The organism is Klebsiella africana, assembly GCF_020526085.1.
Classification (GTDB): domain Bacteria; phylum Pseudomonadota; class Gammaproteobacteria; order Enterobacterales; family Enterobacteriaceae; genus Klebsiella; species Klebsiella africana.
This window is the reverse complement of the sequence record NZ_CP084874.1, coordinates 1,167,308-1,193,918: the sequence shown is the minus strand read 5'-3', so window position 1 is coordinate 1,193,918 and position 26,611 is coordinate 1,167,308. Positions and strand designations below refer to the sequence as shown.

Sequence of the window (26,611 nt, the reverse complement as noted above, 5' to 3'; positions counted from 1 at the left end):
TATGTCTGATATCACTATCGTGGTGGATTGTAACGACGCGGATTTCGCCCGCGATATCTGCGCCGCCCTGCAGCAGTTTCCCGACGTCACCGCGCTTCTGCCCCATCACCAGGCGGCGCGCGACGCCCAGTACGCCAGCTGCTGGTTTCCGGACCCGCAGCTGTTGACCCGTTCGCCGGGGCTGAAGCTGATCCAGGCCGCGTCCGCCGGGGTCGATCATCTGCCGCCCGCGCTGTTCGCCAGCGAGATCCCGCTGTGCCGGGTGATCGATGAAGACTTTCGTCACGGCATGTTTGAATATGCCCTGTGGAGCGTCCTGTGGTTTCAGCGCCATTTCGACCGGGCGCTGGCCCACCAGCGAACCCAAACCTGGAAGCTCTATCCCCAGCGCGCCGCCGCCGACTTCCATATCGGCATTATGGGGCTCGGCGAAATTGGCGGCTATATCGCCGACCAGTTGGCCCGCCTCGGCTATCGGGTCTCCGGCTGGTCGCGCAGTGAAAAGCAGCTGGCTGGCGTCACCTGCTATCGCGGCGAGGAGGCGCTCGACAACTTCCTTGGGTCGCTTGACGGGCTGATTAACCTTCTGCCGCTCACCGCGCAAACTCGCGGTATCCTCGCCGCGCCGCTGTTCAGCCGGCTACCCGCCGGGGCGGTGTTGATCAACTGCGGCCGCGGAGAGCATATGGTCAATGAGGATGTGCTGGCGGCGCTGGAGAGCGGCCAGCTTGCCGGGGCGGTGCTCGACGTCTTCCCGCAGGAGCCCTTGCCGGTGGACGATCCGCTGTGGCGCCATCCGAAGGTAGTGATCACCCCGCATATGGCCTCTGCGGCCCCTGCCGAGGTGATCGCCCGCCAGCTGCTGGAGAACATTCAGCGCCAGCGCCGCGGGCTGCCGCTGAAAAACCTGGTCAATAAGCACGCCGGTTACTGATTGCGTCCGGAGGCGCCCAGGCGTATCCGCCCGGAGGGCGCACCTGCAAGGTAGAGGCGCTGTCTGAGCGCCCTTACCGCCTTCCCCGGTGCTAAACAGCGCAAAATGTTAAAAAACAGCGGCAAAGTCGCACAAAGTGAACAGGAACATACATTCCCAAAACTTATGATATTTGTTTTAAGTATAAGTTGTGGTGTTAATGTCTCTGTTACGAAGCTTGCTCTTCTTTCTCGGCGCAGCGGTCGCGGCCGCCCTCGCGGTACTCTGTCTGTGGGTGGATATTCGGGTATTTGGTAACGACATCCCGGAGGTGTCGCTGACCGAAGTGGTGCAGGAGAGCGTACTGGCCGTTATCGTGCTGGTTCATCTTCTGCTGGCGCGGAAATATGCCCACTTACGCTATAGCAATATCCTTATCGGCGGCTTCTTTCTCGCCATGCTGATCCGCGAACTGGATGGCCTGTTTGATTTACTCGCCCACGGCAGCTGGGTGTGGTTTGCGCTGCTGGCCACCGCAGGGGCGCTGCTGTTGCCGTTGCGCCATCTGCGTCAGACCCTGTCGCAGCTGGCGGAGTATACCCGCACCCCATATTACGGGATGATGATTAGCGGCCTGCTGGCGATTCTGGTCTTCTCGCGGCTATTTGGCATGCACGGCCTGTGGTATGCCGTGCTGGATGAGAACTACGCCCGGGTGGTGAAAAATACGGTGGAGGAAGGCAGCGAGTCGTTTGGCTATATGCTGTGCCTGACCGCTACCCTCGGCTACGCCTGCTACTTTCGCGGTCTGGCGCGACAGGCGCTGTCGCCGCAGCGCTAACCGTGGACAATAGCCACCGCCGGGCGTGTCTGCCGGCGGTGGCGCGCCGCCGCGGTTAACCGCGAATTTTCCACTTCCGTTTGAGAACCTCTTTGTCCTGGCTATCCAGCCACTGGTTCACTTTCTCCAGCAGCGCCGGGTTATCTTTACTCATCATATACACCTTGTTGCTGGCGGTACCGGCGAACGGTGTTTCGTTAGCAACGCAGAACACGCCGGGCTCTTTGCTCTGGTAATAGTCGCCTTCAATCAGATCGGTCACCATCATATCGGCCGTTTTCTGCCGCAGCGCCTGCAGGTTATCGACATTGTTCTGCACGCGAATAATTTGCGCCTGCTTGAGGTGTTCATCGACAAAACTCTGGTTTGTGCCGCCAGGGTTGACGATCACTTTCACGTCCGGACGGTCAATTTTTTCCAGCGAACCGAGCCGCGGGGCGGCCTGGCAGTTGGCTAAGGCGATTTTTCCGTTCGCCACCACCGGATGGCTGAGGGCGAAGGCTTGCGCGCGCGCCGGGGTCTCGGTAACCCCACCCATCGCAATATCAAACTTGTCCGCCTGCAGATCGGCGGCGAGCGCGGGCCAGCTGGTGTAGACGAAGCTCACCTTGAGGCCGAGCGTGCGCCCGAGATCGCGGGCCATGTCCACGTCATAGCCCTGCAGTTCGCCGGCGGCATTGCGAAACGCCAGCGGGGCGTAATCGCCCGGCACGCCCACCTTCAGTTCACCGCTGTGCTCGATAGATTGCATATCGCGCGCCTGGGCGCCGCAGGTCATTATCGCCAGCGTCAGCGCCAGCCCCACCGTCAGTCTCATTTCGCCATCCTTAAAGTTATCGGTTTTCATGCCAGAGTGACCGGCCGCATCAGTCACAGTATCCGCAGCGCGAGCCAGGGCATTCATCCTATTTTTAAACACCGGGACATACAACCCGACGTGGGGCAAAACGTTAATTAATCCTCTTTCTCGCTATGAGCTTGCTGGTTGTTTTGACTTTCAGTAAAATGCCCCGCAGCGCATTCATATTTTATTCCTGGCTATACGTTTAATATATTATTTATTATCGTTTATTTTACCTTTCTCTTATGCGTTAATAGTTGAATCTTAAATTATAACCTTCTGATTAATAAGCAAAAACACCTCACGCAACAACTTTCATTAGGATTTTTCTAATGATCGTGCTTATCATCTTATTTACTCCCCTCCTCTCCAACAGTAATACTTGGTTACAGAAGCAGTGTATAAGGAAATACATTATGATTATTATCATTTCCGCCAATAAATTTTTTATTAACGGCATCCGGTCTCTGGTTAACATGACCATGAGTGCTCAACGTCGGTATAGTCAAACATTGTTTCTGGATAATATTTCTGACGTGAATGATAAAAGTCTAACCATAGCCAGAACCATTATCGTGGACTATAGCCACCCGGACATTCAACAATTAGCCGCACTGCTCTATCGTAAAAAAAAGATCATTCATGGCGATATCGTTTTTGTCGTAAAAAGTGAGATTCTTGCCGATCCAGTCGAAAACATTATCATAAACTCTATTTCGACGATCGTGCTTGATTATATAGATGTTACCCAACGGCTGCAGAAATACTTACAGAATGCGTCTGACCATCGCTGTATTAAAGTGTTCAGAAAATCAATTAGCTCGCTGGACAGTTGTGTCAATATTAAACTTACGAAACAGGAGGACTCTCTTCTCCCCTATATTATATCAGGTTTAAATAATAAGAAAATTGCTCAGGCCACCGACCTTAGCAATATGATGATCAGTCACTATCGGAGAAACATCTACCAGAAACTCAATGTCCGCAATATTGCAGGCCTGTATCATTTCCTGCACTCCCTGGAGGGGGGATAAGTTCGCTTTATGGCTATCACAACAACAGAGCTAACGGCTTATGCAGCGTCAATGAGTATGCCTGGCTATTAGCTTCCCTGGGTCACAACAGAAGGAATTGGCTATGAAAATGAAATCACTTTGCCTGGCAATGGCACTCGTCGGCTTGACCTCACACTATGCCGCCGCGGCGGACGGTACGCTGAATTTTATCGGTAAAATTGTCAACTCATCTTGCACGCTTGTAAGCGACAATGATGACGGTCTCATTGTAGTTAAGATGGGCTCTGTTCCGCTGTCTAAATTAAAAAATGATATTAATGGCACCGGACCAGAAGTTGGGGTCAATATTAGCGTCAAAAATTGTGACGCGGGCACGTACTATATTGTGCTCGACGGTGCATCAGCCACCGAAGCACCTATCACTAACGTACTGGCTCTCGATGCGGGTGATCCTACAGCTAAAAAAGTCGGCATTAAACTAACCGACCGCAATAATACCCCGGTCACGCTCGATAAACCTTTCGATCCCGACGTCGACCCGAGTATTACGGTCAGTGCCGATGGCACCGGTACCTTCAACCTGAAAGCCTATTACTATACCTGGGATAAAGACCACGCCGACGCTGGCGACGGCAATGCGACCGCCCGGTTTACCATTATACAGCAATAACGCCTGGCCAGGGACGGCACGACGCGGATAAGGGGTAAGATATGAAAACGCTGCTGGCAGTGATCATAGGCGCTTTGGCTTTTCAGACCCAGGCGGCCATTACCATCGATGCCTCACGGGTTATTTATTCGGGCAAAGATAAATCGGCCAGTCTGAAAATTAACAACCGAAGCAGCAAAAACTATATCGTCCAGACCTGGCTTGATACGGGTCCGGAGACCCCCAGCAGCGGCTTACCCATTGTGGCCACGCCGCCCCTGGTCAAATTACGCCCCGAGCAATCGGCACAACTGCGCTTTATTTACTCAGGAACCGGTCTTCCTGCCGACAGGGAAAGTCTGTTTTGGGTGAATATTCAGGAGGTCCCTCCTGCGCCTGAGGAAAATAACATCCTGCAGTTCGCGATTCGCACCCGATTAAAACTATTTTATCGCCCGCAAGGGATTGCCACATCGCTGCCCAAAGCTGTTGAAAATCTGCAGTGGCAGCAAAGCGCTAACACGTTATCTTTTACTAACAACAGTCCACTGCATATTACGGTTATTAATGCCGAGGCGATCGACAACAAAGGCAAAATCTATCCTCTGAAAAACTTTATGTTGCTGCCGTACAGTCACCACGCTGTCAATATCGCCAGCATGCAGCGTTTGCATAAAATGAAATATATTAATGATTACGGCGCCGTTGTTGATATTCCAATAAAAAAATAAACGTCGCACCTCTTTAGGGAGATAGAGTGATGGACGATAGTAAATTACGCTATTTTGCCAGCGCATGGTTAATCTCCATCACGTTACCGGCAGACTGTGCGGAACGCTATAATGCCCAGTTTGTGAACGGTATCGACCCGCTGGCTTTTAATCAGTTTGTCGCCAGCGATGGCGACGTCATGCCGGGCACCTATGACGTTAATATTTACATTAACGATCTTCTGGTGGATAGTCGCCCCGTTCGCTTCTCAGAGGATAGCGCGCATGGCGGGTTGGCCCCTTGCCTGAGCGCGGCGGAATATATCCGCTATGGCGTCAAGATTGACGATGACCACCAGCCCTGTTTCGCGCTGTCGCAGACGATCGGCCAGGCAGAGCAACAGCTGGATATCGCTAATCATCGGCTGATCATTCATATCCCTCAGCAATATATTGAGCACTATCCCCGTGACTATGTTTCCCCCATGCGCTTTGATGAAGGTATTAACGCTGCTTTCGTCAACTACAGCTATTCTACCGATGCCAATAATGGCGACGGGGGCAGCCACCAGTATCAATATCTTTCGCTAAACAGCGGGATAAATATTGCATCGTGGCGATTTCGCAATAATGCCTACTGGAATAAGTTCAGCGGGCAGGCGGATAAGTGGCAAAGCATCGCCAGTTGGGCGGAAACGAACATCATTCCCTGGCGCAGCCGGTTTGTCGTCGGCCAGACCAGTACCGACAACAGCGTCTTCGATAGCGTCCAGTTTCGCGGCGTACAGCTTGGCACCGATGCCGAAATGCGCCCCAGCAGCCAGACCGGCTTCGCGCCGGTCATTCGCGGTGTGGCCAACAGCAATGCCCGGGTGGAAGTTCGGCAGAACAACTATCTGATTTACAGCGAGAATGTCCCAGCCGGTCCCTTTGAGCTAAATGATATCAGCGCCGTTAACCGCAGCGGTGACTTCTACGTGACCGTCATTGAAGCCGACGGTAGCCAGACGACCTTTACTGTCGCCTACACCACCCTGCCACAGCTGGTGCGGGCAGGCCAATGGAATTATCAGCTGTCGGCGGGTAAGTATCATGACGGCGCTGACGGCTATGCCCCCGCCCTGATGCAAAGCTCGCTCTCTTATGGCCTGAATAATACCTTCACACTATACGGTGGCGCCCTTGCCGCGGAGAACTATCGCGCCGGCGCCTTTGGCGTTGGTAGCAATCTGGGAGAGATTGGCGCCCTCTCAGCCGACTATACGCTGGCGGGAACGACGCTGGCGAATGGCCAGCGCAAGCAGGGAGGGAGCGTGCGTTTTCTGTATGCTAAATCCTTTTTATCGAGCAAGACCGACTTTCAAATCGCGGGCTACCGTTACTCAACCGCAGGTTATTATAGCCTCAGCGATGCGGTTAACGAGCGTCGACGCTGGCACAATGGCCTGTACGAAAATGATTACTGGCCCTCTGACGAAGACGAAAGCTGGCAGGCAAGCGCTCCCCAACACTATTACACGTCCTGGTTTTATAATAAAAAGCATCGCTTTGATATTTCTGCCCGGCAAACTCTCGGTAAGAACAGTGCTTTCTTCCTTAACTTCAGCCAGCAAAATTACTGGAATAGCTCAGGAAGCGATATCTCGCTGCAGGCGGGCTTTAACAGCACTATCCATAACGTGAACTATGGTCTGTACTATCAGAATACGCGTAGCCACTTCACGCATGACGACAATAGCATCACACTGCGCGTTTCCATCCCTTTTACTCTGCAAGAAGATCGCCGGATCAATACCGCATTTACCCTCGCCCACAGTAAATCGTCTGGCACGTCCGGGCAGGCTGGGGTAAACGGCACTCTGCTCGATGATGGTCGCCTGAGCTGGGCCGTCACCAGCGCCTATGATGACACCAGCCATAGCACCAACAGCGCCAGCCTGGGTTATCTCGGCCAGTACGGTAACCTGTATACCGGCTACGCCTACAGCAAAAGCCATCGTCAGGCGAGTCTGAATCTGAGCGGCGGCGTGGTGGCACACCGCGGCGGCGTTACCCTCTCGCAACCGCTGGGATCAACCTTTGCGCTGGTGGAAGCCAAAGACGCTCAGGGGGTAGGGATAGAGAATCAGACCGGCGTGCGCATCGATCCATTCGGCTACGCTGTCGTACCACAAAGCGTTCCTTATCGGGTCAATTCTGTCGCACTCAACCCTCAGGACTTCGATGCCTTTCTTGATGTCCCTAACGCAGTGGCGGATACCGTGCCTACCCGCGGGGCAATTACCCGGGTGCGCTTTGATACGTTCCGGGGATATAGCGTGCTGATCCATACCACCCTCGCCGACGGCAGCTATCCACCATTGGGCGCAGAGCTCTATCGCGCCAGTGGGTTCAGCAATGGTCTGGTCGGCCCGGGAGGAGATGTCTATGTCAGCGGAGTCGATTCAGGCGAAAAACTGCAGATAAAATGGGGCGAAACGCACCAGCAAAGCTGCGAAATCACCCTGCCCGAACTGCGCCAGGAGCCTCAGCAGGCGACGGCCTGGCGTGAATTATCCTTAATCTGCACAGTGACCCCCACGAGGTAATTATGCGCCGACTTAGCGATACGTTATTTCTGACATGGCTTTCCGTTCTGTTCATGCTGAGCGCCTTCCCGGCGCAGGCGCTGACCTGCAAGACCACCTCGTCCACGATCAGCGAAGTCGTGAATATCGAGAGCATCATTAAAGTCTCCAGCAGCGAGCTTATTGCCAATAAAAAGATATGGGTCTCCAGTCCTATTACCGCCACCTTCAGTTGCGAAGATACCGATAATTTTCCGAACGGTGAAAGCGCCTATTTCTGGCTGGATCCGGAAAATAAAGCCAGCAGCTTGCCCAACTTTATCCAGGTAGGCATTACTTACAACGGCATCGACTATCTGCTACAAAATAAAAAATCGGTGGAGATTGGCCCGGCGACGCTGTGTGATAAAAGCGGGAATACCTGCAAGTCCCCCGCCATTGGGCAGACATTCAGCCTGGTTTACCAGGTCTATATCATCTCGACGGGCCGCAGCGTGACCGGGGAGACTACAATAGACGATAACCTAAAATTGTCGCTTTTTCAGGTAGATGGCCAAGGCGGTCTACGCAACGGCACCGCTGGCGCCAACTATAATCTTTTCATTACCGGCCTGAACCGTATCAGAACAATGGCCTGCGTCCCCACGGTATCTATTTCGCCAAGCGAAATTAACTTTGGCGATATTCCTGCCGGTAACGCCCGACCGGGCTACTATGAAAAAACACGCCCCTTTACCGTCACCTATGGTCTGGTCAAGCAGGGTAACGGCAGTGATTGCGGGACCGAACCTATGCTTGCTACGTTTAGCACCACCAATACGATACAGGAGAGCGCCATTATTTTGCCGCAGCCGGACAGCGGCTTCGGCATTGTCATCTCGCCAAACGCCAGTATGCTTCCACGTATTGAGATGAATGCTCCGATTCACTTTACGCTGGCAACGGGCGCGACCCTCGCGAGCACCTATACGGCGGGGCTGCTCTGGTTGTCGAGAACGCCGAAGCTGGGTCCTTTTTCCGCAACCGCCAAAATCACCGTGACCTTTGAATAACACCGCTCGGGGCTAATTATACTCCAGGGCGAAGGTCACCATGCTGTTGGCCGTGCCCGCCGCCACCGTGGCGTCAGTTTGCACATACTGGGCGTTGAAATTGATCGCTTCGGCGGTACCGGCGTTGGCGCCGGTCACCCTTTTCAGGATCGGCAAATTGCTGGCCTCATTGATCTTGACGCTGGTGCCATCAGAGACCGCCGCGCCGGCGTTATTGCCATAGGTCAGCTTCACACCGACGCCGCTGGCGCTGTTGCTGGCCTGGCTCAGCGCCAGGGTATCGCTCTCTACCGTGACGCCGAAAAAACCGATGCGCACATCGGTCGGCGACGGGCAGAACACCGGAATCGAAAAGCGCTTCGCCTGGCCGCCGGTGGTCCCTTTACCATGAAATTCCGCCCGGTTAACCGTGCCCAGACTGACGTGGATCGTCGATGTCGCCACCTGACAGCTGCCGCTGCTGCCGATGTCTACGTTCAGGGCAGCCATATCGATACTCACCGGCGTGCTGGCAACGTAGCTGGCGCTTCCGCTGGCCTGCTGCTCAATGGTCATCTCACCCACCTGCGGCAGCGACGGCGAGTTGGTATGTGTCCCGTCCGCCAGCTGTACCGTACCGGTTTTATAGAAGGTGACCGCGATCCTGACCGTGGTTTGCTGCTGCGTCATCAGCGCCGGGAGCATCGTGCTGTCGCAGACCACCACCGTCTCGCCACCGGCGGAGTGGCTGCCATCGATGGCGCGCATCGGGCCCCCCGCGCACTGGAAACTGAGCGCGTAGCCAATGCCGTCGATGGCGCTGGGATAGACGTGCTGCCCGTTAATCACCACCGGCGAGCCGCCGGTTTTTAGCTGTTTATACACGATACGTTTGGCGCTCGCCGTCGGCAGCTGCAAATCGCAGGAAAAGGGGATCCCGCTGCCGTTATCGGCCATCGCGCTGGTCATCTGGGTGTTAACCGGTAGCGTGGGCAAATATTTAATATTCGGGATATTGACTGTGGTCTGGCCAATATTCGCCCGGCAGGTTTCAGCCCGCACGCCAGGAAGATAGCCGCCCAGCGCCAGCAGAAAAAGAAAAGGAAGTAGACGAAAAACAGATTTCATAGCCGCCTCAGCGTGTCTGGCACAGTCCGGAGACGGTTTTCACCGTATTCAGACTCTGCTGTGGGTTATCCGGAAGATGAAAATGCAGCCTGCAGCTCTGTGACTGGTTGTTAACGATCCAGCTCACCGCCAGGGTTCCCTCCTGCGGTACACCGCTGAGATACACCTGACCGCCATCGGCCACCATGCCACCCGGCGCATTGCCGCTCTCCTCCTCGACCAGCCGCGCGCTGGCGCCAAACGGTAACGGCCCCTGGGCGTTGCGCAGGGTAAACAGCACCCGGTTGCCAATGTGGGTCCGGTAGTTGGCCATCACTACCGCGCCACCGCCGGGGATCACGGTCTGCCCCTCCTGGTCGACGTCGGTGTCGTCGGCCATCGACTCTGTGTCGAGGGTAATGACATTTTTCCGGTAGGCGGTCAGGGACGGCACCACGGCATAGCCGCGCCAGTCGGTGTGGATATTGTTGCCGTTTTGCACCGCCACGCCGGCGGCCCCTGGCGCACGGACAATGGCAAAGCTTTCGCCCACCGTCTGGCCAAAAGTAATGCCGTGCGGATGGGCGACCACCGAGCCGGCGCCCCCCCAGGTCAGCTGGTTGCTGGCGGCGTCATGACGATAGCCAAGCTGGGCGTTGCCGAAACCGCCGTGGTAATCCATGGCGACGCTGCTGTTGCTGCCTCGCCCCTGGTTGCCATAGCCCTGCTGGACCGAGTAGAACAGATTTGGCCGCGTCGGCACCGCGCCATACAGCGACACCTGCTGCGAGGTATAGCCATTGCTGTCCGAGGTGGTGTTGTAACTCACCGCGCTGTCCGCCAGCGGGCCGCCCAGCGGAATGTTGATATTGAATGACCAGGAGCGGTCGTTTTTTTCCTGATCGCTGGCGCGGGTGTAGTAATAGCCCACGCCCCAGGAGATCCCCTTCCAGGCGCTATAGAACCCGAGGTGTACGGTTTCATCCCGGCTCTGCCGGTGCCAGTACTCTTGCGACCAGGCGGAGATCGCCAGACTACCCAGGCCACCAAGGCTTTGCGACACTGAAATTTCTTCCCGGCGACGCCGGTTGTCCACCTGCCCCTGCGCGCTTTCGAGGGCGCTGGCTTCGGCAAAATCGTAATAGCCACTGGAGGAGTAGCGATAGCTGGCGAGGCTGAACGAGGTGCCCGAGCTGACGAAATCTTTCTGATACTGGGCGCGCAGTGAATGACCCGCGTAGCGCTTGCCCGACGGCGTACGGGTGACCGCCTGGGTGACATCCCCTCCCAGCGATCCAAACTCGCCAAAGCCGCGGCCCAGGCCCAGCGCCCACGACTGATAGTCCTGGGCCAGCTGTGTGCCGCCATAGAGGGTAAATCCCGCCGACAGGCCGTAGAACAGGGTGCCCTGCAGGAATTCCGGGGAGCGTACCGAATCCGATCCGGCATGGTAGCGTCCGGCGCTGAGGCTAAATTTGCCCCGCCCTTCACGCAGCATGAAGGGTACCGCGGAAAAAGGCTGGGTAAAGGTGCGCACCGCGCCATTGCTCTCGGTTACCTTCACCTCCAGATCGCCGCTCTGCGAGGTAGGGTAGAGATCGCTGATGGCAAACGCCCCCGGCGACACGAAGGTTTCGTAGATCACATACCCGTGCTGGGAGACGGTCACTTTGGCATTGCTGTGCGCCACGCCGCGGATAGTCGGGGCAAAGCCGCGCTGGCTATCCGGGAGCATCTCGTCGTCAGACATCAGTTGGACGCCGCGAAACGGGATGCTGTCAAACACATCGCCGGAGGTGTAGGTATCGCCAATGCGCAGCAGACTCTTCAACGAGCGAACGTCGCGCTGCAGCCAGGTGCTTTGCGTGTCCCAGTGTCGACGCTGCTGGTCGTACTGCATTGAGGAGATATTGCGCAGCCGCCACGCGCCCAGGTTCACGCCGCTGCGTAAATTGAGATAGTTTGAGCGACTGCTTTCGCCATCATCCGCATTCTTAATTTGCGCGCCGGAAAAATAGTAATCGACAAACGCAGCCGGCACGCCATCGTCCCAGCGCGACGGATCGACGTAGCCGCGGCTTTGCACGTTCATCGCCGCCTGGGGAATACTCAGCGCCAGGCGTTGGTTAGCGAAGGTAAACCGACTGCTGGCATCCGGAATAAATTTCTCGATACGGGTGAAGGTTTCGCCTTCATGCAGCGTTTGAAACGCCGGAAAGGCGCTAATGTTGACCCCATAGTCTGCCAGTTGCCCGGGCGTCAGTACCGGGCGCAGCTGCCCGCCATCGTCAACAAAAGTGATATCGGCCTGACCCAGCTCCTGGTCGTTAACCACCACGGTGACAGGATAAGTGCCCGGTTGCTGGCCGCCGGGCCTGGCGAAGTAGTGCAGATCGGAAGTCTGCTGCTGCGGGTCGGCAAACTCCAGTGCCGCCGGGTCAAAATAATCGTCGGCCAGTGCCCGATTCAGCGGGCTGAGACAAAACATCACCGTCGGCACTGTCGCCAGCGCCAGTGCCCATCTTGCAGTCACTGGCCTGGCGCCATACTCCCGCACCTTCGCTGTTGTTTTTATGTTCATGCTGGCGCCGTCCGGTAATGTCATTACAAAGGGAAATCACTGCTGAGCGAAGTCGCTAATGCCGCCGTAATCGTTAATCGCCCGCCATTTGACGGTACCGTGTCCGCTCACCGGCCACGTCTTCTGGCCGAAGGGGGCCACCATGCCAGGCTCATCGATGTTCTGCCCGCCCACTGCGACGGAGTAAAAAGAGACAAAATAAGGGGTGGGGTTTGCCACCGTCAGGTGACCGCCGGACTGGGAAAACTTCAGCTGTTGCCAGGCTTTCGCCGGGTCGCCCGCCAGGCCGTGGGGGCGATAAAAAATTTTGAATTTCGACTTAATATTGACCTGCAGCTTGTTTACTTCACCCTGCGGCGTCGGAGAAATACTTTTAACGTTCAGCCAGAACACCGACTCGCGGTCGCCGGGCAGCGACGCACCGATAAAGTTAATGCGCAGAACGTTATTTTGTTCCGGATCGAGACGAAACAGCGGCGGTGTGACAATGAAGGGCACCTTGCTCTTGTCATTTTCGGCGTAATTTTCCACCCACGACTGCACCAGATACGGCGTATGGGTATCAGCATTGGTGACTGAAATAGCGGCCTCACGCTTCCCTTCCTGATAAATCACACGGGTTCCACCCATGACAATACCGGCCTGCGCTGCTGTGGAGCACAGCAGAAAAGCCGCAACGGCAATTATTTTCTTCATCATTAATAACCATCAGGTAAAGGTTGAACAGACAATAAAATAAAGCAGTCGATATCAGAGCCAGTTCATTGTGATAATTAGCAGGAACAACAATACCGTCACGAATATATATCGCGACTGCTTCGCCATTAATGTTTCAACAGACTGCTATGGATCCAGACGCAATGGGCTGGCTCTGAATAACGCGCAATATGATTAGTTATAAATCATATTGAAATTAGCCGTACCGTTGGCATCGCCTGCTGCTACGGCTCCGGTAGAGACATAGTCAGCGTAAAACTCAAGGTCAGCAGAGCCGGTGCCAGCAGTAGCGCCCGCCACGACAGTGTGATCTTTGGACACTTTGCCGAGGCTGACCGCTGTGTTCTGGTCGTCTTCATACAGCTTGATCGCCACGCCGGTGGCGCCGCCGTTAGTGGCCAGCAAAGAGGTATCAGACTTATCGCGCGCGCCGTCAAACAACACGGCCACCTTCGTCACACTGGCAGGGCAGTCTTTCACTTTGATATGGAAGGGAGTTTTGGTAGTTTCGGAGCCGGTGCCGGTGAAATAGCTGCTGGCCCATTTGCCAAGATCCACCGTCTGACTGGCGGAACCGCTGTCGACGTTGCAGGAGCTGTCGGTGATGGAACCGTTGAAGATGACCTGCCCACCGGTACCCTGGGTACCCGCGCTGGTACCTGGATTAACGGTCATTGTCGATCCTGCCGGTTGCGTATTGCCAGAAATTGCCGCGCCAGAAACCAGCGCGCCCATGAGAATTGCCATAATACGAAGTTGGGTTTTCATTCTTTATCTCATCGTTAACGAATATATCGTACAGTCATCAACAATAGCGCCATGGCTATCGAGAAACTGTTCATCGTGTCCTCCCTGTAAATGTTCATTGCGTTCCTTCCGCAGGATATAAGGCACACGCGCTCTCGCTCTGTTTTATTTCGCCAAAGGGGGCCTTCATAAAAAACAGACGCTAGAAAAGTTATTTTGGTGTGCAAAATAAATATATTACCAGGCGTAAAAAAAGGCAACTCGAGGGAATGTTGCGTATAAGTTAAGGTTTATCCACACCCTGCCATATAGTTTTGAAATGACATTTCAATGTTAATTTACATATCTATACAAAAGTCAATTAAATACCTTTCAACAACAACGGATCAATTTAATTAACAATTTTAAAGATAAGTGTTCAAAAAATCGTCTTGCTTTATTGTGCTTCCGTTGGCCACCCTAGAAAAATTAGGAATTTTCCTGGTATTAATATTCATCATTTCTACACAAATTGCGCCAATGCGAGCCTCACCATGGACATAATTTCTTGTTGTGGAAGCTTTTTTAATTTCATGTGAAAGCATTTACATCAGCGATGTAAATGTATCGGCGCCGTCAGCAGAAAAAAACCGTTAACAAAGCAGGGTTATTTTGTGGTTAAAAAAATCCGCAACCCGGAAGGATTGCGGACTGAAGAACGGATCAGCGCCAGAGACTGGCTTAGAACAGGCCCAACGGCGCCGTACCGTAGCTCACCAGCAGGTTTTTGGTTTGCTGATAGGCATCCAGCGCCATCTTGTGGGTTTCCCGGCCGACGCCGGACTGCTTATAGCCGCCAAACGCCGCATGAGCCGGGTAGACGTGATAGCAGTTAGTCCATACGCGACCGGCCTTGATGCCGCGCCCCATGCGATAGGCGAGGTTGGTATCCCGCGTCCATACCCCGGCGCCAAGGCCAAACTGGGTCTCATTGGCGATGGCCAGCGCTTCCGCCTCGTCCTTAAAGGTGGTCACCCCGATCACCGGCCCAAAGATCTCCTCCTGGAAGGAGCGCATATCGTTGCGACCTTTAATCAGCGTGGGCTGAATATAAAAGCCGTTATCCAGCGCCGGCGCGATAACGGCCCGTTCGCCGCCGGTCAGAATTTGCCCCCCCTCTTCCCGGGCAATCTGAATGTAGGAGAGGATCTTATCGAACTGCTGGCGGGAAGCCTGAGCGCCGATCATGGTGTCGGTATCGAGCGGGTCACCGCGGCGGATCTGCGCCACCTTCTCCATGACCCGCGCCATAAACGGCTCATAGATGGATTCATGGATCAACGCCCGCGACGGGCAGGTACAGACTTCCCCCTGGTTGAAGAAGCCGAGCACCAGTCCCTCCACCGCCTTCTCAATAAATTCCTCTTCTCCGTCCATCACATCGGCAAAGTAGATGTTGGGCGATTTGCCGCCCAGCTCGACGGTACATGGGATAATATTTTCCGCCGCGCAGGCGAGAATATGCCGCCCGACCGGCGTGGAGCCGGTGAACGCCAGCTTGGCGATACGCTTGCTGGTCGCCAGCGCCTCTCCCGCCTCTTTGCCGAAACCCTGCACTACATTGAGTACCCCGGCCGGGAACAGATCGCCGATCAGCTCCAGCAGCAGGGTAATGCTCAGCGGCGTCTGTTCCGCCGGCTTGAGCACCACGCAGTTACCCGCCGCCAGGGCCGGGGCCAGCTTCCACGCGGCCATCAGCAGCGGGAAGTTCCACGGGATAATCTGTCCGACCACCCCCAGCGGTTCATGGAAATGGTAGGCCACCGTGGTTTCATCTATTTCTGCGGTGCTGCCCTCCTGGGCGCGCAGGCAGCCGGCGAAGTAGCGAAAATGGTCCACCGCCAGCGGCAGATCGGCATTCAGGGTTTCGCGGATCGGTTTCCCGTTGTCCCAACTCTCCGCCACCGCCAGATATTCCAGATGTTGTTCAATACGATCGGCGACCTGCAGCAGCAGCCTGGAGCGCTGCTGCACTGAGGTTTTACCCCACTCCGGCGCCGCACGGTGAGCGGCGTCGAGGGCGAAGTCGATGTCTCTGGCATCCGAGCGGGGAAACTGCGCAATGTTGCTGCCGTCGACCGGGGAGGTATTCATAAAGAACTCACCGCTCAGCGGCTCGATAAATTTACCGTCAATGAAATTGCCGTAAGCGGATTTGAATGAAACCAGGGCGCCGGGCTGGCCAGGGTGTGCATAACGCATCGCAAATCTCCTTCTGTAGGGTTGAGACGCAGCGGCATATTGATTTTTTAAACTTGCCGCCGAACGCTGTTCACTTTGCAGGGGTTATGCCAGTTTTTTGACGCTTTCTAATAACCTTCATTATCAAAGCGTTACAAAGAATCTTTTGTCAAACTATCGAACGCTGTCGCGCAGTTTTCCACTTATGTGTTGCAAATCGCAACACCAATTAAACCAAATAGCTACAATATCGCAACACAGCAACATCGACCCTGAGGTGCCCTGTGCCAGCTAATCCCTTTCTTCTTGCCCCAGAGGTGCGCACTAACCCCTTGCTTAGCGACTCGTGGTCTCGCTGCCAGCGCTATGGTCTGGATCCCGCTACCGAGGACTTTCCCCGCCTCGGTGCCGGCGAGCTGGCGGACAGGCTCGCCAGCCACCGCAGCCTGCAGCAGCTGGCGCAGCCGGTGGTGGAGACGCTGTCGCGCCAGGTCGCAGACCAGCAGTCGGTAGTGATCCTCTCCGACCCTGGCGGCCTGGTACTGCACACCGTCGGCGATACCCAGGCGCTGCAGAAGGCCCAGTGCGTGGCGCTGGCCCCCGGCAATCTGTGGAGCGAAAGCGGGCGCGGGACCAACGCCATTGGCACCGCGCTGGTCATTGACGACGGCTGCGAAATCGATGGTCGTCAGCACTTTCTCACCCGCAATCAGAATCTGTACTGCGCGGCAATGCCGCTCCAGCGACCGGACGGAAGTATTGCCGGGGTGCTGGATATCTCCGGCCCGGCAGATTTTCCCCATCAGCACACCTTTGGCTGGGTGAAGGCGGCGGCAAAGCAAATTGAATATCTGTGGGTGAAACAGAGCCTGCATCCGGAACAGTGGCTGATGAGCCTCCACCGGCAGGTGGATAAGCTCGACAGCGTTGAGGAGCTGCTGTTGGTCTTTTCTGACAACGTCCTTACCGCCGGCAACCGGCTGGCGATGCGCGAGTTCGGCCTGAGCGCGGCGCAGTTTGGCCAGCTCACCTTTGCGTCGCTTTTCCCGACGCTGACGCAAACGGCGGTCAGCGTCCCGCTGCCGCTAACCACGACGCAGGGCCGCTATCACTATCGCCTGCGCGAGCCCACTCGCCGCCGGGTCGCGGTGAGCGCTCCGCCAGCCATGCAGCTCCCCTTCACCAGCCCCCGCGAAGGCGAAAAGCTGCTGCGGCTGCTTAATGCTGGCATTTCGCTCTGTATTGAGGGGGAAACCGGCAGCGGCAAAGAGTATGTCAGCCGCACGCTGCACCAGCACAGCCGCTGGCGCAGCGGTAAATTTGTCGCCATTAACTGCGCCGCCATCCCGGAATCGCTGATCGAGTCCGAGCTTTTCGGCTACCAACCGGGGGCGTTTACCGGCGCCAGTAAAAATGGCTACATCGGCAAAATTCGCGAGGCCGAGGGCGGGGTGCTGTTTCTTGATGAGATCGGCGATATGCCGCTGGCGCTGCAGACCCGCCTTCTGCGGGTACTGCAGGAGAAAGAGGTCGCTCCGCTGGGCGCCAGCCGCAGCGTGCCGGTGAACTTCGCGGTGATCTGCGCCACCCACCGCAGTTTGCCCCAGCGGGTCAGCGCCGGTGAATTCCGCGAAGATCTGCTGTGGCGCCTGCGGGAGTATGCCCTGGCGCTGCCTCCTCTGCGCGAGTGGCCAGCGCTGGAAGCCTTTATCGCCACGCTGTGGCGTGACCTGGGCGGCGCTTCGCGCCGGGTGACGCTGTCCACCGCCCTGCTGACTCACCTCAGCCAGCTGCCGTGGCCGGGAAACGTGCGCCAGCTGCAGAGCGTCCTGAAGGTGATGCTGGCCCTCGCTGATGAGGGCGATACATTAACGCCCGATGCACTGCCGGAGACATATCGCACCGCGCCTGCGCCGCTGCCGCGCGGGGGATTGCAGGCCCATGACGAGCAGTTGATTGTCGATACCCTGGCCAGGGTCAACGGCAACGTCAGCCGGGCGGCGCAGATGCTGGGCATCGCCCGCAGCACGCTGTACCGCCGCGCCGCACGTGCCGGACGGCCTCGTCGCTGAGGCTACGGTGTAAAGCGCGCCGGCAACCAGGAGAACATTCGCTGGCTGATGGCCTCGCACAGCAGCACCAGACGTGAGCCGGCCGCCTGCCAGACTCGTTTTGCCACGATGAGCCCACCGACGGCGACCAGGGCCGCGCCCACCATATCCAGCGGAAAATGCACCCCAAGATAGATCCGCGACCAGGCCACCGGCAGCGCGGCCAGCAGCATCAGCAGACCAAGCGTCCGCAGGCGCAGCGACAGCAGCGCAAACGCGGCGCTGAACATCACCGTCCCGTGATCGCTGGGGAAACTGTTATCCGCCGGATGACTTATCCAGGTATGGCCGAGGGGGATCATAAACGGCCGCGGATGGAACCAGAGCGTTCCGCACACCATCCCCAGCCCGAGGGAAATCACCACGGCAATGGTCATAAACAACGCCTGGCGGTGCCCCTCACGGCCGCCGAGGAACCACAGGCCGAGCGCGATCGCCGGCATCATAAACACGATGCCCGTGGCGCAAAAACGGGCCAGCGACAGCAGGCCTTCCGCGGCGCCAGGCTGCGCATTAAGCGCGAGAAAAACAGTTTGATTCAGGGTTTCCAGGGCGTTCATGGCGAGAGCTCTCAGTCGTCATCTTTCTGTCATTATCGCCCGGACGCCTTAAGATACCCTTAACCGCGGGAGGGCAGGTTGGCCGCAAGAGGCAGCCCTTCCCGCAGGGCGTCGATCGCCGCCCGCGTTTTCTGCGGCAGCCACGGCCCTTCCGGCCACACCGCGTGGATGGCGAAACGCACCTGAGTGCTGGGCGCCAACACCTGCTGCAATGTCCCATCGGCAAGCGCCTGCGCCACCAGCCAGTCCGGCAGCCAGGCGATGCCCATCCCCTGCTGCACTGCCGCCGCGATGGCGGCAAAATCATCCTGTATCAGCCACGTCTGCGGACTGAAGCGCACTTCGCCCTGCTGCGGGTCATACAGTTGACATTTTTGCAGCTGGCCGTTGTGCAGATAGCCGAGGGTACGGTGCTCGTTCAACCCGGCGATGTTCTGCGGCGCCGGCTGCTGGCGCAGGTATTCCGCCGCCGCACACAGCACCATGCCATGCTCCCCCAGCGCCCGCGCCCGTAGCGACCCGGTATCGGCCAGGCTCCCGATACGCACCGCGAGATCAAACCCCTCTTCCAGCAGATTAACCTGCCGGTCGCTATAGTGGAGCTCGAGCTTCAGTAACGGATAGCGCTGGCTGAGGCGGAACAGCAGCGGTGCCACGCAGCGCTGGCCAAACAGCACCGGCAACGACACCCGCAGCCGCCCCTGCACCTCACCTTTGCCGCGCTGCAGCGCCTCTTCGGCCTCGCGGATCCGCCCCAGCGCTTCCCGGCACTGGTGGTAGAATTGCTCTCCCTCTTCCGTCAGCAGTTGCCTGCGGGTAGTCCGCTGGAATAACGCCACGCCGAGACGCGCTTCCAGCCGGGCAATGGTTTTTCCCACCGCCGAACGCGTCACATGGAGGATCGCCGCCGCGCTGGCAAAGTTGCCGCTCTCGACCACGGTGACAAATACCGGGATCGCATTCAGATCGTCGCGCACAGATTGGTTCCTGACGGGATACAATAGTGGAAAATAATGTCACTCCTGAGACCAAAAAGACAGTGTTAGTCTTTGCTTCTATCTTTCATTGGAGGCACTCATCATGTCTAACGTACTGGTATTGAAATCCAGCATTAACGGCGAAACATCCCTGACCAATCAGCTGATTAACGAATTTCTCGCGGCGCGCCAGGCGGCGGGACACCACGATCGGCTCACCGAACACGATCTTAGCGCCATGTCGCTGCCGACGCTGGATCGCCCCCTGTTCGCCGCCCTGCGCGGGGCGGCGGATCCGCAGCCGGCCATCCGCGAGGCGGTCGCGCTCTCCGACCAGCTTATCACCGAGTTAAAGGCCAGCGACCTGCTGGTGATTGGCGCGCCGATGTATAACCTCAACGTCCCGACCGATCTGAAAAAATGGTTCGACCTCGTGGCGCGGGCGCGGGAAACCTTTCGCTATACCGACAGCTGGCCGCAGGGGCTGGTCGAGGGCGTTCGGGCGGTGGTCGTCAGCAGCCGCGGCGGTATTCATCTGGGTGAGACCACCGACGCCATCACGCCTTATCTACGCGCGGTACTGGGGCTGATGGGGATCCATGAGGTGGAATTTATCTATGCCGAAGGGCTGGACCATCGTCCGCATGGTCGCGACGCCGGGATCGCCAACGCCCGGGCGCAGATTGCCCAGCTCGCCGTTCCGGCCTGAGTCGTGGAGAAATTGTGCTGGCGCTGGCGGCCTTTTTATTTTAGAGTTATCTAAATTTAGAAAAAGCTAAAATACATGACCACACCTGAAGACCTGCAGGCCCGCGCCGGAGAAGCCGCCAGGCTGATGAAAGCGATGAGCAATCCTCACCGATTGCTGATCCTGTGCATGCTGTGCGATGCGCCTCGGGCCAGCGCCGGTGAACTCGCCCGGGCTACCGGCCTGAGCCCCTCCGCCACCTCGCAACACCTCGCGCGGATGCGTGACGAGGGGCTGATCGACAGCGAGCGCGACGCCCAGCGTATCCACTATTTCATCACCCACCCTGCGGTACAGCAGGTGATCAATACGCTGAAAACGCTCTATTGCCCGTGAGGATCCTATGACCATCGCCACCTTACCCCCTGCCGAAGCCCGGGCGCTGATTGCCCAGGGCGCCAGACTGATTGATATTCGTGATGCAGATGAATACGCGCGCGAACATATTCCCGATGCCGAGCTGGTGCCGCTCGCCACCCTGACCAGCGGTGCGACTCTCAATGCCCGGGCCGGAGAGACGATCATCTTTCACTGCCAGGCGGGTTCCCGGACGCAGAATAATGCGATTCGCCTGGCCGCGGCCGCCGCGCCAGCGCAGGCCTGCCTGCTGGCGGGAGGAATTCAGGCGTGGAAAGCCGCAGGGCTGCCGGTAGCAGAAGATAAATCCCAGCCGCTGCCGCTGATGCGCCAGGTACAAATTGCCGCTGGCGCCCTGATTTTACTCGGTGTGCTGCTGGGCTATACCGTGAGTAGCGGCTTCTTCCTGCTCAGCGGCGCGGTCGGCGCCGGGCTCACCTTCGCCGGGGTGACCGGCTTTTGCGGTATGGCGCGCTTGCTGGCAATCATGCCCTGGAACCGGCGCCAGGAGGTTAAAACGCACTCCAGATAAGCCAGGCAATACCGCCGAACAACAACCATTTGACGATGTAATAGACCGTCTTATTCCATTTTTTCAGCCGCTTGCCAACTATGCGGATCTGATAGATATAGCGAAACGCCCGGTTAATTCCGCCGGTACGATCGCCGGTATCATTGGGTGCCGAGGCGGCGCTCATCAGATGACGTCCCAGCCAGTAGTTCACTTTCTGCGCCCAGCGGTAGCGCATCGGCCGTTCAATATCGCAGAACAAAATCAGGCGATTCTCACCGCTGGTATTTTCCGCGTAATGGATATAGGTCTCATCAAACAGTACCCCTTCCCCATCGCGCCAGCTGTAGCGCTGACCGTCCACTTCGATAAAACAGCGGTCATCGTTCGGCGTCGCCAGGCCAAGATGGTAGCGCAGCGATCCGGCGTAGGGATCGCGGTGGCGCGGCAGACGGCTGCCGTCCGGCAGGGTGGCGAACATGGCTGCTTTTATCGACGGAATGTCCCGCAGCAGCGCGGTGGTGTGTGGGCAAAGCTGGCTGGCGGAAGGATGGGCATCTTCATACCATTTCAGATAAAAGCGTTTCCAGCCGGTTTTAAAAAATGAGTTAAATCCGGCATCGTTGTATTTATCGGCCGCTTTGATCTGCTCCAGTTGCTGGAGGTGGATCCCTTCGTCGCGAATAACCTGCCAGTTCTGCTGCAATATCGCCAGCTCGGGAAATATCTCCGGACGCAGATATGGCGTATTCGGCACACGGGAAAATAAATACATAAATCCATTCAGCGGTGCGGTAAATGTGGAATGGTCGGAGAGTTGGCGCCAGAAACGATAGCGCACGCGTCCGCGGTAATGGACATACAGCACAGCAATAACAATGATCAACAGAATGATATACTTCATGGTGTCTTTCCTGACCTGTTAATGGTAACCCTACCCTCGCCGTCCCCCCCTTGTCAGCAGCGGTATGGCGTCAGCGAAGCATTAACAACATTAATACATATAACTCCAAATTGTTTTAACAAAAAACAACACACCGGTGTTCAGTGCCCGGGCGTTGAGCTATGGTTTAGGTTCATCCAGGATGTTAACCGTGAGGAGTAAGTGATGTTTGCTATCGGCGATCTGGTACAACCGCGCGCGGGTGGGCCAAAACTGAAAGTGGTGGAAGTGAATGGGGAGCAGCTGGTCGTGGTCCAGGCCGCACAGGAGCAAGGGGAACGCTATACGCTGAAGTCAGACGAGGTGACACCCTATCAGGAAGAGGGAGACTTCGGTGTCTGCTGAAGCCCACTCATTTAAGATCACCAGGCCAGGCCAGGCGGTGGGACTCACCCACCGGGCTGGCGCTGGCCCGTAAGCGTTAAATTAAAAAGCTGTCGAGCGATTTACCCTGAGCGACCGCCTGGGCAATCGGCTTCGGCATTCTTCCCTGGCCGGTCCAGGTTTTCTCTGCACCAGTATGATCGATATAACGATATTTCGCCGGACGCGGTTGACGCTTTTTACCGCCCGTCTTCGGTGGCTGAATATCCGCCACCAGCTCGTCAGGAGAAATACCATCGGCGCGCATTAGCTCAAGCCAGGTGTTTACTTTTTCCTGATATTCAGCCTGCTGCTGCGCTTCCAGCTGCTGTTGCGTCCGTTTTTCTTCAGTGACGATCCTGAGCTTTTCCAGCATCTCTTCAAGCACGTCAATGGAGAATTCACGGGACAGGGATCGCAGTGAACGGATATTATTCAGTTTGTGTAACATTAAAGACATAAAATTAAAAAATCCCAGATAACAAATTAAAAGATACGACGCGGCAAGTGTAATAGAAACGCTTATTTATTTCCAGCCTTCGGTTATCCAGAAAAATATATTATCCGGATAATGTCCTTTATCCACCGGGACTATATTGGTACATCTCTTTGCCTTTTTCATAAATCAGACCAAAAGAGATAATGAATAGATAAAACCGGTATTCAGGCGCGCAATAAAATATATCCCGCCGAGAATATTACCTTTTCGGTCAGCAGGTTACCAGCTCATCGTCGGTGGTCTCGCCGATCCCTCCCTCACGACACACTGAATAGTTAATCAGTCATTTGGAATAAAACAACACGCACCAACTCAGAGTTTTTCACCATAAAAATGCGACCAATGGCATAAAAAATTCTAAATATGACATCAGTCACACGCTAACGTGATTTTGCGCCACAGTGGCCAGCCAGGCGCCGAACTGTCGGCAAACCACAAGAGAAAAGAAAAACATAAGCCATTGAAAAACAATAATTTTAACGACATCGGGAATAAAAGTAGCGTAACGAACAAAAAACGAACCACCACAGAGTATTTTATCGACAAAAAGGCGATAAATAAAAATTTATAGCTAGTTGCCACTTTTAATGCAGAGATATACTCTACGCACATCAAAACAGGCAGCCCAAAAACGCTATACCAACGCGCATTTTTCGGCGTTATTGACTTCATTTTCGAGGAGCACTCCGATGTTCTCTGCGCACTCCCGCTTGCGGCACGCGGTTGCAGACACCTTTGCGATGGTGGTTTACTGCACTGTCGTCAACATGATGATCGAAATTTTTCTCTCTGGTATGACGTTTGAGCAGTCGTTATCGTCGCGCCTGGTGGCGATCCCGGTCAACATTATTATTGCAGTGCCTTATGGTTTTTATCGCGACTTTGCGATGCGCCAGGCCCGGCGCATTAGCCCGGCTGGCTGGATGAAAAATATGGCCGACGTGCTGGCCTACGTTACCTTTCAGTCGCCGGTGTATGTGGCAATATTGTGGGGCGTGGGTGCAGACGGGCACCAGATTGTCGCTGCGGTGAGCTCAAACCTGGCGGTGTCGATGATGATGGGCGCCGCTTACGGCTACTTCCTCGACTATTGCCGCCGCCTGTTCCGTGTTGCACCCTACCAGCAGGCGAAAGCCTGACCGACGCGTTATCAGCGACTGGCGCTGCCAGTCGCTTTTTCATCTCCGTCCGCTCCGCCTGACTAATCCATTGCCTAATTAATTCGTCGACATGGCCGGCTGGGCTTCGCCAAATAATCCATTCAGAAAACGCTCAAGCGCCATACGTGAGCTAAACCCATGCGGAATACCATAATGCTGCTGCGCATCCCCGGCTAAATACAGCGGAAATTGTTCATAATGGTCGCAAGTTTTGATATCTGAAGCCGGTTCGGCCAGCATATTGCTGCGCTCTTTTAACGCCGGATGAATAACTAACGCTGTTCGCCCCATGCGCGCTTCGCGGTTCACATAAACATAATTATCGCCGCGGCGATAGCCGTACGCTTTTTGCGTCACAACATCCATGGTGAAGCCGGCTTTTTCAAGAACACGCGCCACCTCATCGGGTCTTAAATACATACTGATTCCTCGTTATCTTTTACCGCACATTGACCTTACCTTATTCATTAAGCGCAGTGCTTTCGGAAAATTCCAGAAACCACAGCAGTAAGCATAATTCAAAATCTTGTCCTACACTTACTCACTCGATGGAATTAAGGGAGATAACGATGGCTAACCATGTGAACCGCAACAATTTTGACGAGAATGCCGAAGATATTCATAACGATGTCAGCCAATTAGCGGATACGCTGGAAGAGGTGCTGAAATCATGGGGCAGTGACGCAAAAGAGGAAGCGGAAGCGGCGCGTGTTAAAGCACAGTCGCTGTTAAAAGAGACCCGTGCCCGCCTTAACGGCCACAACCGGGTGCAGCAGGCGGCGTTAGATGCACGCCAGGCAGCATGCGATGCGCTGGGTTGCGCCGACACCTATGTACGCAATAAACCATGGCACAGCGTGGGTGCTGCCGCCGCCGTCGGGGTATTTATTGGCGTATTGCTCAATTTACGTCGATAATACCTAAAGCGTCAGCTTCCGCTGTTCTACGAGCGAGCGGGAGCCCGCCAGTTTCACGGATAGAAATGAAGATAACAAATACGCGTCAGCCCCTGCGCGCCTCTGGCCGCAGGGGTTTTTTATGCACCCTTTTTCGCGATCGCCTCTCTGAGCCGCTGGGCCAGCGTATCAGCCATTGCCGCCGAGCGAATATTGGTAAAACTCATCAGTAATCCCCCTTCTCCAACATGGCGTATCCGCCAGTCACTCAGCGCCTGCACCGCCAGCCCGGCCGCTGTCGCCCGTCGCGCCAGCAGGCAATCGTCGCCGCTGACCGGCATGACCAGTTGAATACCTCCCTGCTGCGGCGTGACCTGAAAGCCCTGCGCCTGCAGAGCCGACTCCAGCCATTGCCTACGTTGGCTGTAGCTGGTGCGCATTTTCTTCAGATGACGCCAGAAATGGCCCTGCTGGATAAAATCCGCCAGCGTCTGCTGCCACAAGGTGGGAACGGTGCAGGGCTGGGGCTCCACCGCCCGACGAAAACGCGCCACCAGAGAAGTCGGCACCACCAGCCAGGCGGTGCGTAGCGCCGGGAACATCGACTTACTGAAGGTACCCGCGTAGATAACCCGCTGCGGCGCATCGAGACTTTTCAATGGCGGTAGCGGTTTGCCATGATAGCGAAACTCACTATCGTAATCGTCTTCAATAATCCACGCGTCGCGCTCTGCGGCCCACGCCAGCAGCTGGCGACGCCGGGGCAGCGACAGCGCAACTCCCAGCGGGCTCTGGTGCGCCGGGGTGAGCAGAGCAAACCGCGCCTGCGCGTGGTAGCGTTGGCCCCAGCCGATATCCATCCCTTGCTCATCCACCGGGATCGCATCCACCACCAGCTGCCGGGCCTCAACGACCGGGCGGATAAAGGGGTAACCGGGATCTTCCATCCACATATGCTGGCCGGGCTGAGCCAGGGTACGCAGGATAAGATCCATGGAGGTAGCATAGTTGCTGGTGATCAGCACTTGCTCCGGCTGGCAGTCAATACTGCGCGACAGGCGCAGATAATCGACGATCGCCTGGCGCAGAAGCGGGTCGCCGCCGGGATCGCCGGGAGCAAGGTCGAACCGCGACTGCGTCCGCAGCCGACGGCCCATCACTCGCGCCCACAGCCCACGCGGAAAGAGATCCAGCGCCGGCAGCCCCATCTGAAAGGGCAACGGCTCCGCCGATGCGGCTGGTTGCGCTGGCGGTACCGGTGCCAGCTGGCGCGGGCTGAGCCGCTCGCTGACAAAAGTCCCCGCCTGCCCACGCCGCTCAAGCCAGCCCTGAGCGACCAGTTCGCCCCAGGCGCTTTCGATAGTCGCCCGGGAGACGCCCTGCTCCTGAGCAAACACCCGGCTGGCGGGCAGACGGCTGCCCGGAGCCAGTTCGCCACGTTCAATCGCCGATTTCAGCTGGCGGGCGATACGCTGATAAAGCGGGAGGTAAGTCACTTCCATTATGGTCTGCTTTTTTCATCACAATATGGCTATCTTTTGCAGTC

26 protein-coding genes are annotated in these 26,611 nt (G+C 56.4%); 14 read left to right on the top strand and 12 right to left on the bottom strand.

What is annotated here, in order from left to right:
* Position 1: 1 nt before the first annotated feature.
* Positions 2-934, top strand: a complete 933-nt coding sequence (locus tag LGL98_RS05850) for a 2-hydroxyacid dehydrogenase (protein WP_136030476.1) — start codon at positions 2-4, stop codon at positions 932-934.
* 199 nt (positions 935-1,133) lie between these two features.
* Positions 1,134-1,754 carry a transporter gene (locus tag LGL98_RS05845; RefSeq protein ID WP_136030474.1) on the top strand — a complete coding sequence of 207 codons (621 nt, stop codon included), beginning with the start codon at positions 1,134-1,136 and terminating at the stop codon, positions 1,752-1,754.
* 55 nt (positions 1,755-1,809) lie between these two features.
* Here LGL98_RS05845 and LGL98_RS05840 read toward each other — a convergent pair whose 3' ends face one another.
* Complete coding sequence (locus LGL98_RS05840; RefSeq protein WP_136030472.1) at positions 1,810-2,658, bottom strand: transporter substrate-binding domain-containing protein; 849 nt, start codon at positions 2,656-2,658, stop codon at positions 1,810-1,812.
* Positions 2,659-3,011: 353 nt separating this feature from the next.
* Between LGL98_RS05840 and LGL98_RS05835 the strand changes: the two genes are divergently transcribed.
* The 5 genes from LGL98_RS05835 (at position 3,012) to LGL98_RS05815 (ending at position 8,589) form a co-directional block, all read left to right on the top strand.
* Positions 3,012-3,629 carry a LuxR C-terminal-related transcriptional regulator gene (locus LGL98_RS05835; protein WP_004218900.1) on the top strand — a complete coding sequence of 206 codons (618 nt, stop codon included), beginning with the start codon at positions 3,012-3,014 and terminating at the stop codon, positions 3,627-3,629.
* Positions 3,630-3,732: 103 nt separating this feature from the next.
* Complete coding sequence (locus LGL98_RS05830) at positions 3,733-4,281, top strand: fimbrial protein (RefSeq protein WP_136030470.1); 549 nt, start codon at positions 3,733-3,735, stop codon at positions 4,279-4,281.
* Positions 4,282-4,322: 41 nt separating this feature from the next.
* On the top strand, positions 4,323-4,991 hold the full coding sequence (locus LGL98_RS05825; protein ID WP_009486158.1) for a fimbrial biogenesis chaperone: 669 nt from the start codon (positions 4,323-4,325) through the stop codon (positions 4,989-4,991).
* Positions 4,992-5,020: 29 nt separating this feature from the next.
* Complete coding sequence (locus LGL98_RS05820) at positions 5,021-7,558, top strand: fimbria/pilus outer membrane usher protein (protein WP_136030469.1); 2,538 nt, start codon at positions 5,021-5,023, stop codon at positions 7,556-7,558.
* A gap of 2 nt (positions 7,559-7,560) precedes the next feature.
* A complete protein-coding gene (locus LGL98_RS05815; RefSeq protein WP_136030467.1) occupies positions 7,561-8,589 on the top strand; it encodes a fimbrial protein in 1,029 nt (342 codons plus the stop codon).
* A gap of 12 nt (positions 8,590-8,601) precedes the next feature.
* On the opposite strand, the gene LGL98_RS05810 is transcribed toward LGL98_RS05815, so the two are convergent.
* The 5 genes from LGL98_RS05810 to exaC all read right to left on the bottom strand — a co-directional run bounded on the left by LGL98_RS05810 (position 8,602) and on the right by exaC (position 15,961).
* Positions 8,602-9,696, bottom strand: coding sequence for a fimbrial protein (locus LGL98_RS05810; RefSeq protein WP_136030466.1), 1,095 nt, complete (start codon positions 9,694-9,696; stop codon positions 8,602-8,604).
* A 7-nt stretch (positions 9,697-9,703) separates the two neighbouring features.
* Positions 9,704-12,256 carry a fimbria/pilus outer membrane usher protein gene (locus tag LGL98_RS05805; RefSeq protein ID WP_136030464.1) on the bottom strand — a complete coding sequence of 851 codons (2,553 nt, stop codon included), beginning with the start codon at positions 12,254-12,256 and terminating at the stop codon, positions 9,704-9,706.
* 36 nt (positions 12,257-12,292) lie between these two features.
* A complete protein-coding gene (locus LGL98_RS05800) occupies positions 12,293-12,955 on the bottom strand; it encodes a fimbrial biogenesis chaperone (protein WP_136030462.1) in 663 nt (220 codons plus the stop codon).
* Positions 12,956-13,147: 192 nt separating this feature from the next.
* A complete protein-coding gene (locus tag LGL98_RS05795) occupies positions 13,148-13,741 on the bottom strand; it encodes a fimbrial protein (protein ID WP_136030460.1) in 594 nt (197 codons plus the stop codon).
* Between the two features lie 699 nt (positions 13,742-14,440).
* A complete protein-coding gene (gene exaC, locus LGL98_RS05790; protein ID WP_136030456.1) occupies positions 14,441-15,961 on the bottom strand; it encodes an acetaldehyde dehydrogenase ExaC in 1,521 nt (506 codons plus the stop codon).
* 263 nt (positions 15,962-16,224) lie between these two features.
* Between exaC and LGL98_RS05785 the strand changes: the two genes are divergently transcribed.
* Positions 16,225-18,012, top strand: coding sequence for a sigma-54-dependent Fis family transcriptional regulator (locus LGL98_RS05785; RefSeq protein WP_136030455.1), 1,788 nt, complete (start codon positions 16,225-16,227; stop codon positions 18,010-18,012).
* Between the two features lie 2 nt (positions 18,013-18,014).
* Here the strand turns inward: LGL98_RS05785 and LGL98_RS05780 are convergent, their stop codons facing one another.
* Entirely contained in the window at positions 18,015-18,611 is a 597-nt protein-coding gene (locus LGL98_RS05780; RefSeq protein WP_136030453.1) for an undecaprenyl-diphosphatase, read from the bottom strand.
* Positions 18,612-18,670: 59 nt separating this feature from the next.
* Positions 18,671-19,588 carry a LysR family transcriptional regulator gene (locus LGL98_RS05775; protein ID WP_136030451.1) on the bottom strand — a complete coding sequence of 306 codons (918 nt, stop codon included), beginning with the start codon at positions 19,586-19,588 and terminating at the stop codon, positions 18,671-18,673.
* Positions 19,589-19,691: 103 nt separating this feature from the next.
* On the opposite strand from LGL98_RS05775, the gene LGL98_RS05770 reads away from it, so the two are divergent.
* The 3 genes from LGL98_RS05770 (at position 19,692) to LGL98_RS05760 (ending at position 21,225) form a co-directional block, all read left to right on the top strand.
* On the top strand, positions 19,692-20,297 hold the full coding sequence (locus LGL98_RS05770; RefSeq protein ID WP_136030450.1) for an FMN-dependent NADH-azoreductase: 606 nt from the start codon (positions 19,692-19,694) through the stop codon (positions 20,295-20,297).
* 75 nt (positions 20,298-20,372) lie between these two features.
* Positions 20,373-20,672 carry an ArsR/SmtB family transcription factor gene (locus LGL98_RS05765; RefSeq protein WP_136030447.1) on the top strand — a complete coding sequence of 100 codons (300 nt, stop codon included), beginning with the start codon at positions 20,373-20,375 and terminating at the stop codon, positions 20,670-20,672.
* 7 nt (positions 20,673-20,679) lie between these two features.
* Positions 20,680-21,225, top strand: a complete 546-nt coding sequence (locus LGL98_RS05760) for a rhodanese family protein (protein ID WP_136030445.1) — start codon at positions 20,680-20,682, stop codon at positions 21,223-21,225.
* Here LGL98_RS05760 and lpxO read toward each other — a convergent pair.
* Entirely contained in the window at positions 21,206-22,108 is a 903-nt protein-coding gene (gene lpxO, locus LGL98_RS05755) for a lipid A hydroxylase LpxO (protein WP_136030443.1), read from the bottom strand. The two genes, LGL98_RS05760 and lpxO, sit on opposite strands and share 20 nt — an antisense overlap.
* Before the next feature lie 204 nt (positions 22,109-22,312).
* Here lpxO and LGL98_RS05750 point away from each other — a divergent pair, with 204 nt between their 5' ends.
* Complete coding sequence (locus LGL98_RS05750; RefSeq protein WP_136030441.1) at positions 22,313-22,492, top strand: GDFGVC terminal motif YodC-like protein; 180 nt, start codon at positions 22,313-22,315, stop codon at positions 22,490-22,492.
* Between the two features lie 76 nt (positions 22,493-22,568).
* On the opposite strand, the gene stpA is transcribed toward LGL98_RS05750, so the two are convergent.
* A complete protein-coding gene (stpA, locus tag LGL98_RS05745) occupies positions 22,569-22,970 on the bottom strand; it encodes a DNA-binding protein StpA (protein ID WP_136030439.1) in 402 nt (133 codons plus the stop codon).
* 728 nt (positions 22,971-23,698) lie between these two features.
* Between stpA and alaE the strand changes: the two genes are divergently transcribed.
* The gene (gene alaE / locus LGL98_RS05740) at positions 23,699-24,148 is read left to right on the top strand and encodes an L-alanine exporter AlaE (RefSeq protein WP_136030436.1); all 450 of its coding nucleotides are present in this window, start codon (positions 23,699-23,701) and stop codon (positions 24,146-24,148) included.
* Between the two features lie 78 nt (positions 24,149-24,226).
* Here the strand turns inward: alaE and LGL98_RS05735 are convergent, their stop codons facing one another.
* Positions 24,227-24,589: a DUF2002 family protein gene (locus tag LGL98_RS05735; protein WP_002914291.1), complete on the bottom strand. Its 363-nt coding sequence runs from the start codon at positions 24,587-24,589 to the stop codon at positions 24,227-24,229.
* A 149-nt stretch (positions 24,590-24,738) separates the two neighbouring features.
* Here LGL98_RS05735 and LGL98_RS05730 point away from each other — a divergent pair, with 149 nt between their 5' ends.
* Complete coding sequence (locus LGL98_RS05730) at positions 24,739-25,086, top strand: ElaB/YgaM/YqjD family protein (RefSeq protein WP_002914293.1); 348 nt, start codon at positions 24,739-24,741, stop codon at positions 25,084-25,086.
* Between the two features lie 119 nt (positions 25,087-25,205).
* On the opposite strand, the gene pdxR is transcribed toward LGL98_RS05730, so the two are convergent.
* Positions 25,206-26,567 carry a MocR-like pyridoxine biosynthesis transcription factor PdxR gene (gene pdxR / locus LGL98_RS05725; RefSeq protein WP_136030434.1) on the bottom strand — a complete coding sequence of 454 codons (1,362 nt, stop codon included), beginning with the start codon at positions 26,565-26,567 and terminating at the stop codon, positions 25,206-25,208.
* Between the last annotated feature and the right edge of the window lie 44 nt (positions 26,568-26,611).

Excerpts from the sequence above, each read along its gene's own strand:
- stpA (WP_136030439.1), bottom strand. The coding sequence starts at position 22,970 with ATGTCTTTAATGTTACACAAACTGAATAATATCCGTTCACTGCGATCC.
- LGL98_RS05750 (WP_136030441.1), top strand. The coding sequence starts at position 22,313 with ATGTTTGCTATCGGCGATCTGGTACAACCGCGCGCGGGTGGGCCAAAA.
- LGL98_RS05835 (WP_004218900.1), top strand. The coding sequence starts at position 3,012 with ATGATTATTATCATTTCCGCCAATAAATTTTTTATTAACGGCATCCGG.
- LGL98_RS05850 (WP_136030476.1), top strand. The coding sequence starts at position 2 with ATGTCTGATATCACTATCGTGGTGGATTGTAACGACGCGGATTTCGCC.
- LGL98_RS05770 (WP_136030450.1), top strand. The coding sequence starts at position 19,692 with ATGTCTAACGTACTGGTATTGAAATCCAGCATTAACGGCGAAACATCC.
- pdxR (WP_136030434.1), bottom strand. The coding sequence starts at position 26,567 with ATGGAAGTGACTTACCTCCCGCTTTATCAGCGTATCGCCCGCCAGCTG.
- LGL98_RS05810 (WP_136030466.1), bottom strand. The coding sequence starts at position 9,696 with ATGAAATCTGTTTTTCGTCTACTTCCTTTTCTTTTTCTGCTGGCGCTG.
- exaC (WP_136030456.1), bottom strand. The coding sequence starts at position 15,961 with ATGCGTTATGCACACCCTGGCCAGCCCGGCGCCCTGGTTTCATTCAAA.
- lpxO (WP_136030443.1), bottom strand. The coding sequence starts at position 22,108 with ATGAAGTATATCATTCTGTTGATCATTGTTATTGCTGTGCTGTATGTC.
- LGL98_RS05825 (WP_009486158.1), top strand. The coding sequence starts at position 4,323 with ATGAAAACGCTGCTGGCAGTGATCATAGGCGCTTTGGCTTTTCAGACC.
- LGL98_RS05820 (WP_136030469.1), top strand. The coding sequence starts at position 5,021 with ATGGACGATAGTAAATTACGCTATTTTGCCAGCGCATGGTTAATCTCC.
- LGL98_RS05840 (WP_136030472.1), bottom strand. The coding sequence starts at position 2,658 with ATGAATGCCCTGGCTCGCGCTGCGGATACTGTGACTGATGCGGCCGGT.
- LGL98_RS05760 (WP_136030445.1), top strand. The coding sequence starts at position 20,680 with ATGACCATCGCCACCTTACCCCCTGCCGAAGCCCGGGCGCTGATTGCC.
- LGL98_RS05845 (WP_136030474.1), top strand. The coding sequence starts at position 1,134 with ATGTCTCTGTTACGAAGCTTGCTCTTCTTTCTCGGCGCAGCGGTCGCG.
- LGL98_RS05780 (WP_136030453.1), bottom strand. The coding sequence starts at position 18,611 with ATGAACGCCCTGGAAACCCTGAATCAAACTGTTTTTCTCGCGCTTAAT.
- LGL98_RS05765 (WP_136030447.1), top strand. The coding sequence starts at position 20,373 with ATGACCACACCTGAAGACCTGCAGGCCCGCGCCGGAGAAGCCGCCAGG.
- LGL98_RS05815 (WP_136030467.1), top strand. The coding sequence starts at position 7,561 with ATGCGCCGACTTAGCGATACGTTATTTCTGACATGGCTTTCCGTTCTG.
- LGL98_RS05805 (WP_136030464.1), bottom strand. The coding sequence starts at position 12,256 with ATGAACATAAAAACAACAGCGAAGGTGCGGGAGTATGGCGCCAGGCCA.
- LGL98_RS05830 (WP_136030470.1), top strand. The coding sequence starts at position 3,733 with ATGAAAATGAAATCACTTTGCCTGGCAATGGCACTCGTCGGCTTGACC.
- LGL98_RS05800 (WP_136030462.1), bottom strand. The coding sequence starts at position 12,955 with ATGATGAAGAAAATAATTGCCGTTGCGGCTTTTCTGCTGTGCTCCACA.
- LGL98_RS05730 (WP_002914293.1), top strand. The coding sequence starts at position 24,739 with ATGGCTAACCATGTGAACCGCAACAATTTTGACGAGAATGCCGAAGAT.
- LGL98_RS05795 (WP_136030460.1), bottom strand. The coding sequence starts at position 13,741 with ATGAAAACCCAACTTCGTATTATGGCAATTCTCATGGGCGCGCTGGTT.
- alaE (WP_136030436.1), top strand. The coding sequence starts at position 23,699 with ATGTTCTCTGCGCACTCCCGCTTGCGGCACGCGGTTGCAGACACCTTT.
- LGL98_RS05735 (WP_002914291.1), bottom strand. The coding sequence starts at position 24,589 with ATGTATTTAAGACCCGATGAGGTGGCGCGTGTTCTTGAAAAAGCCGGC.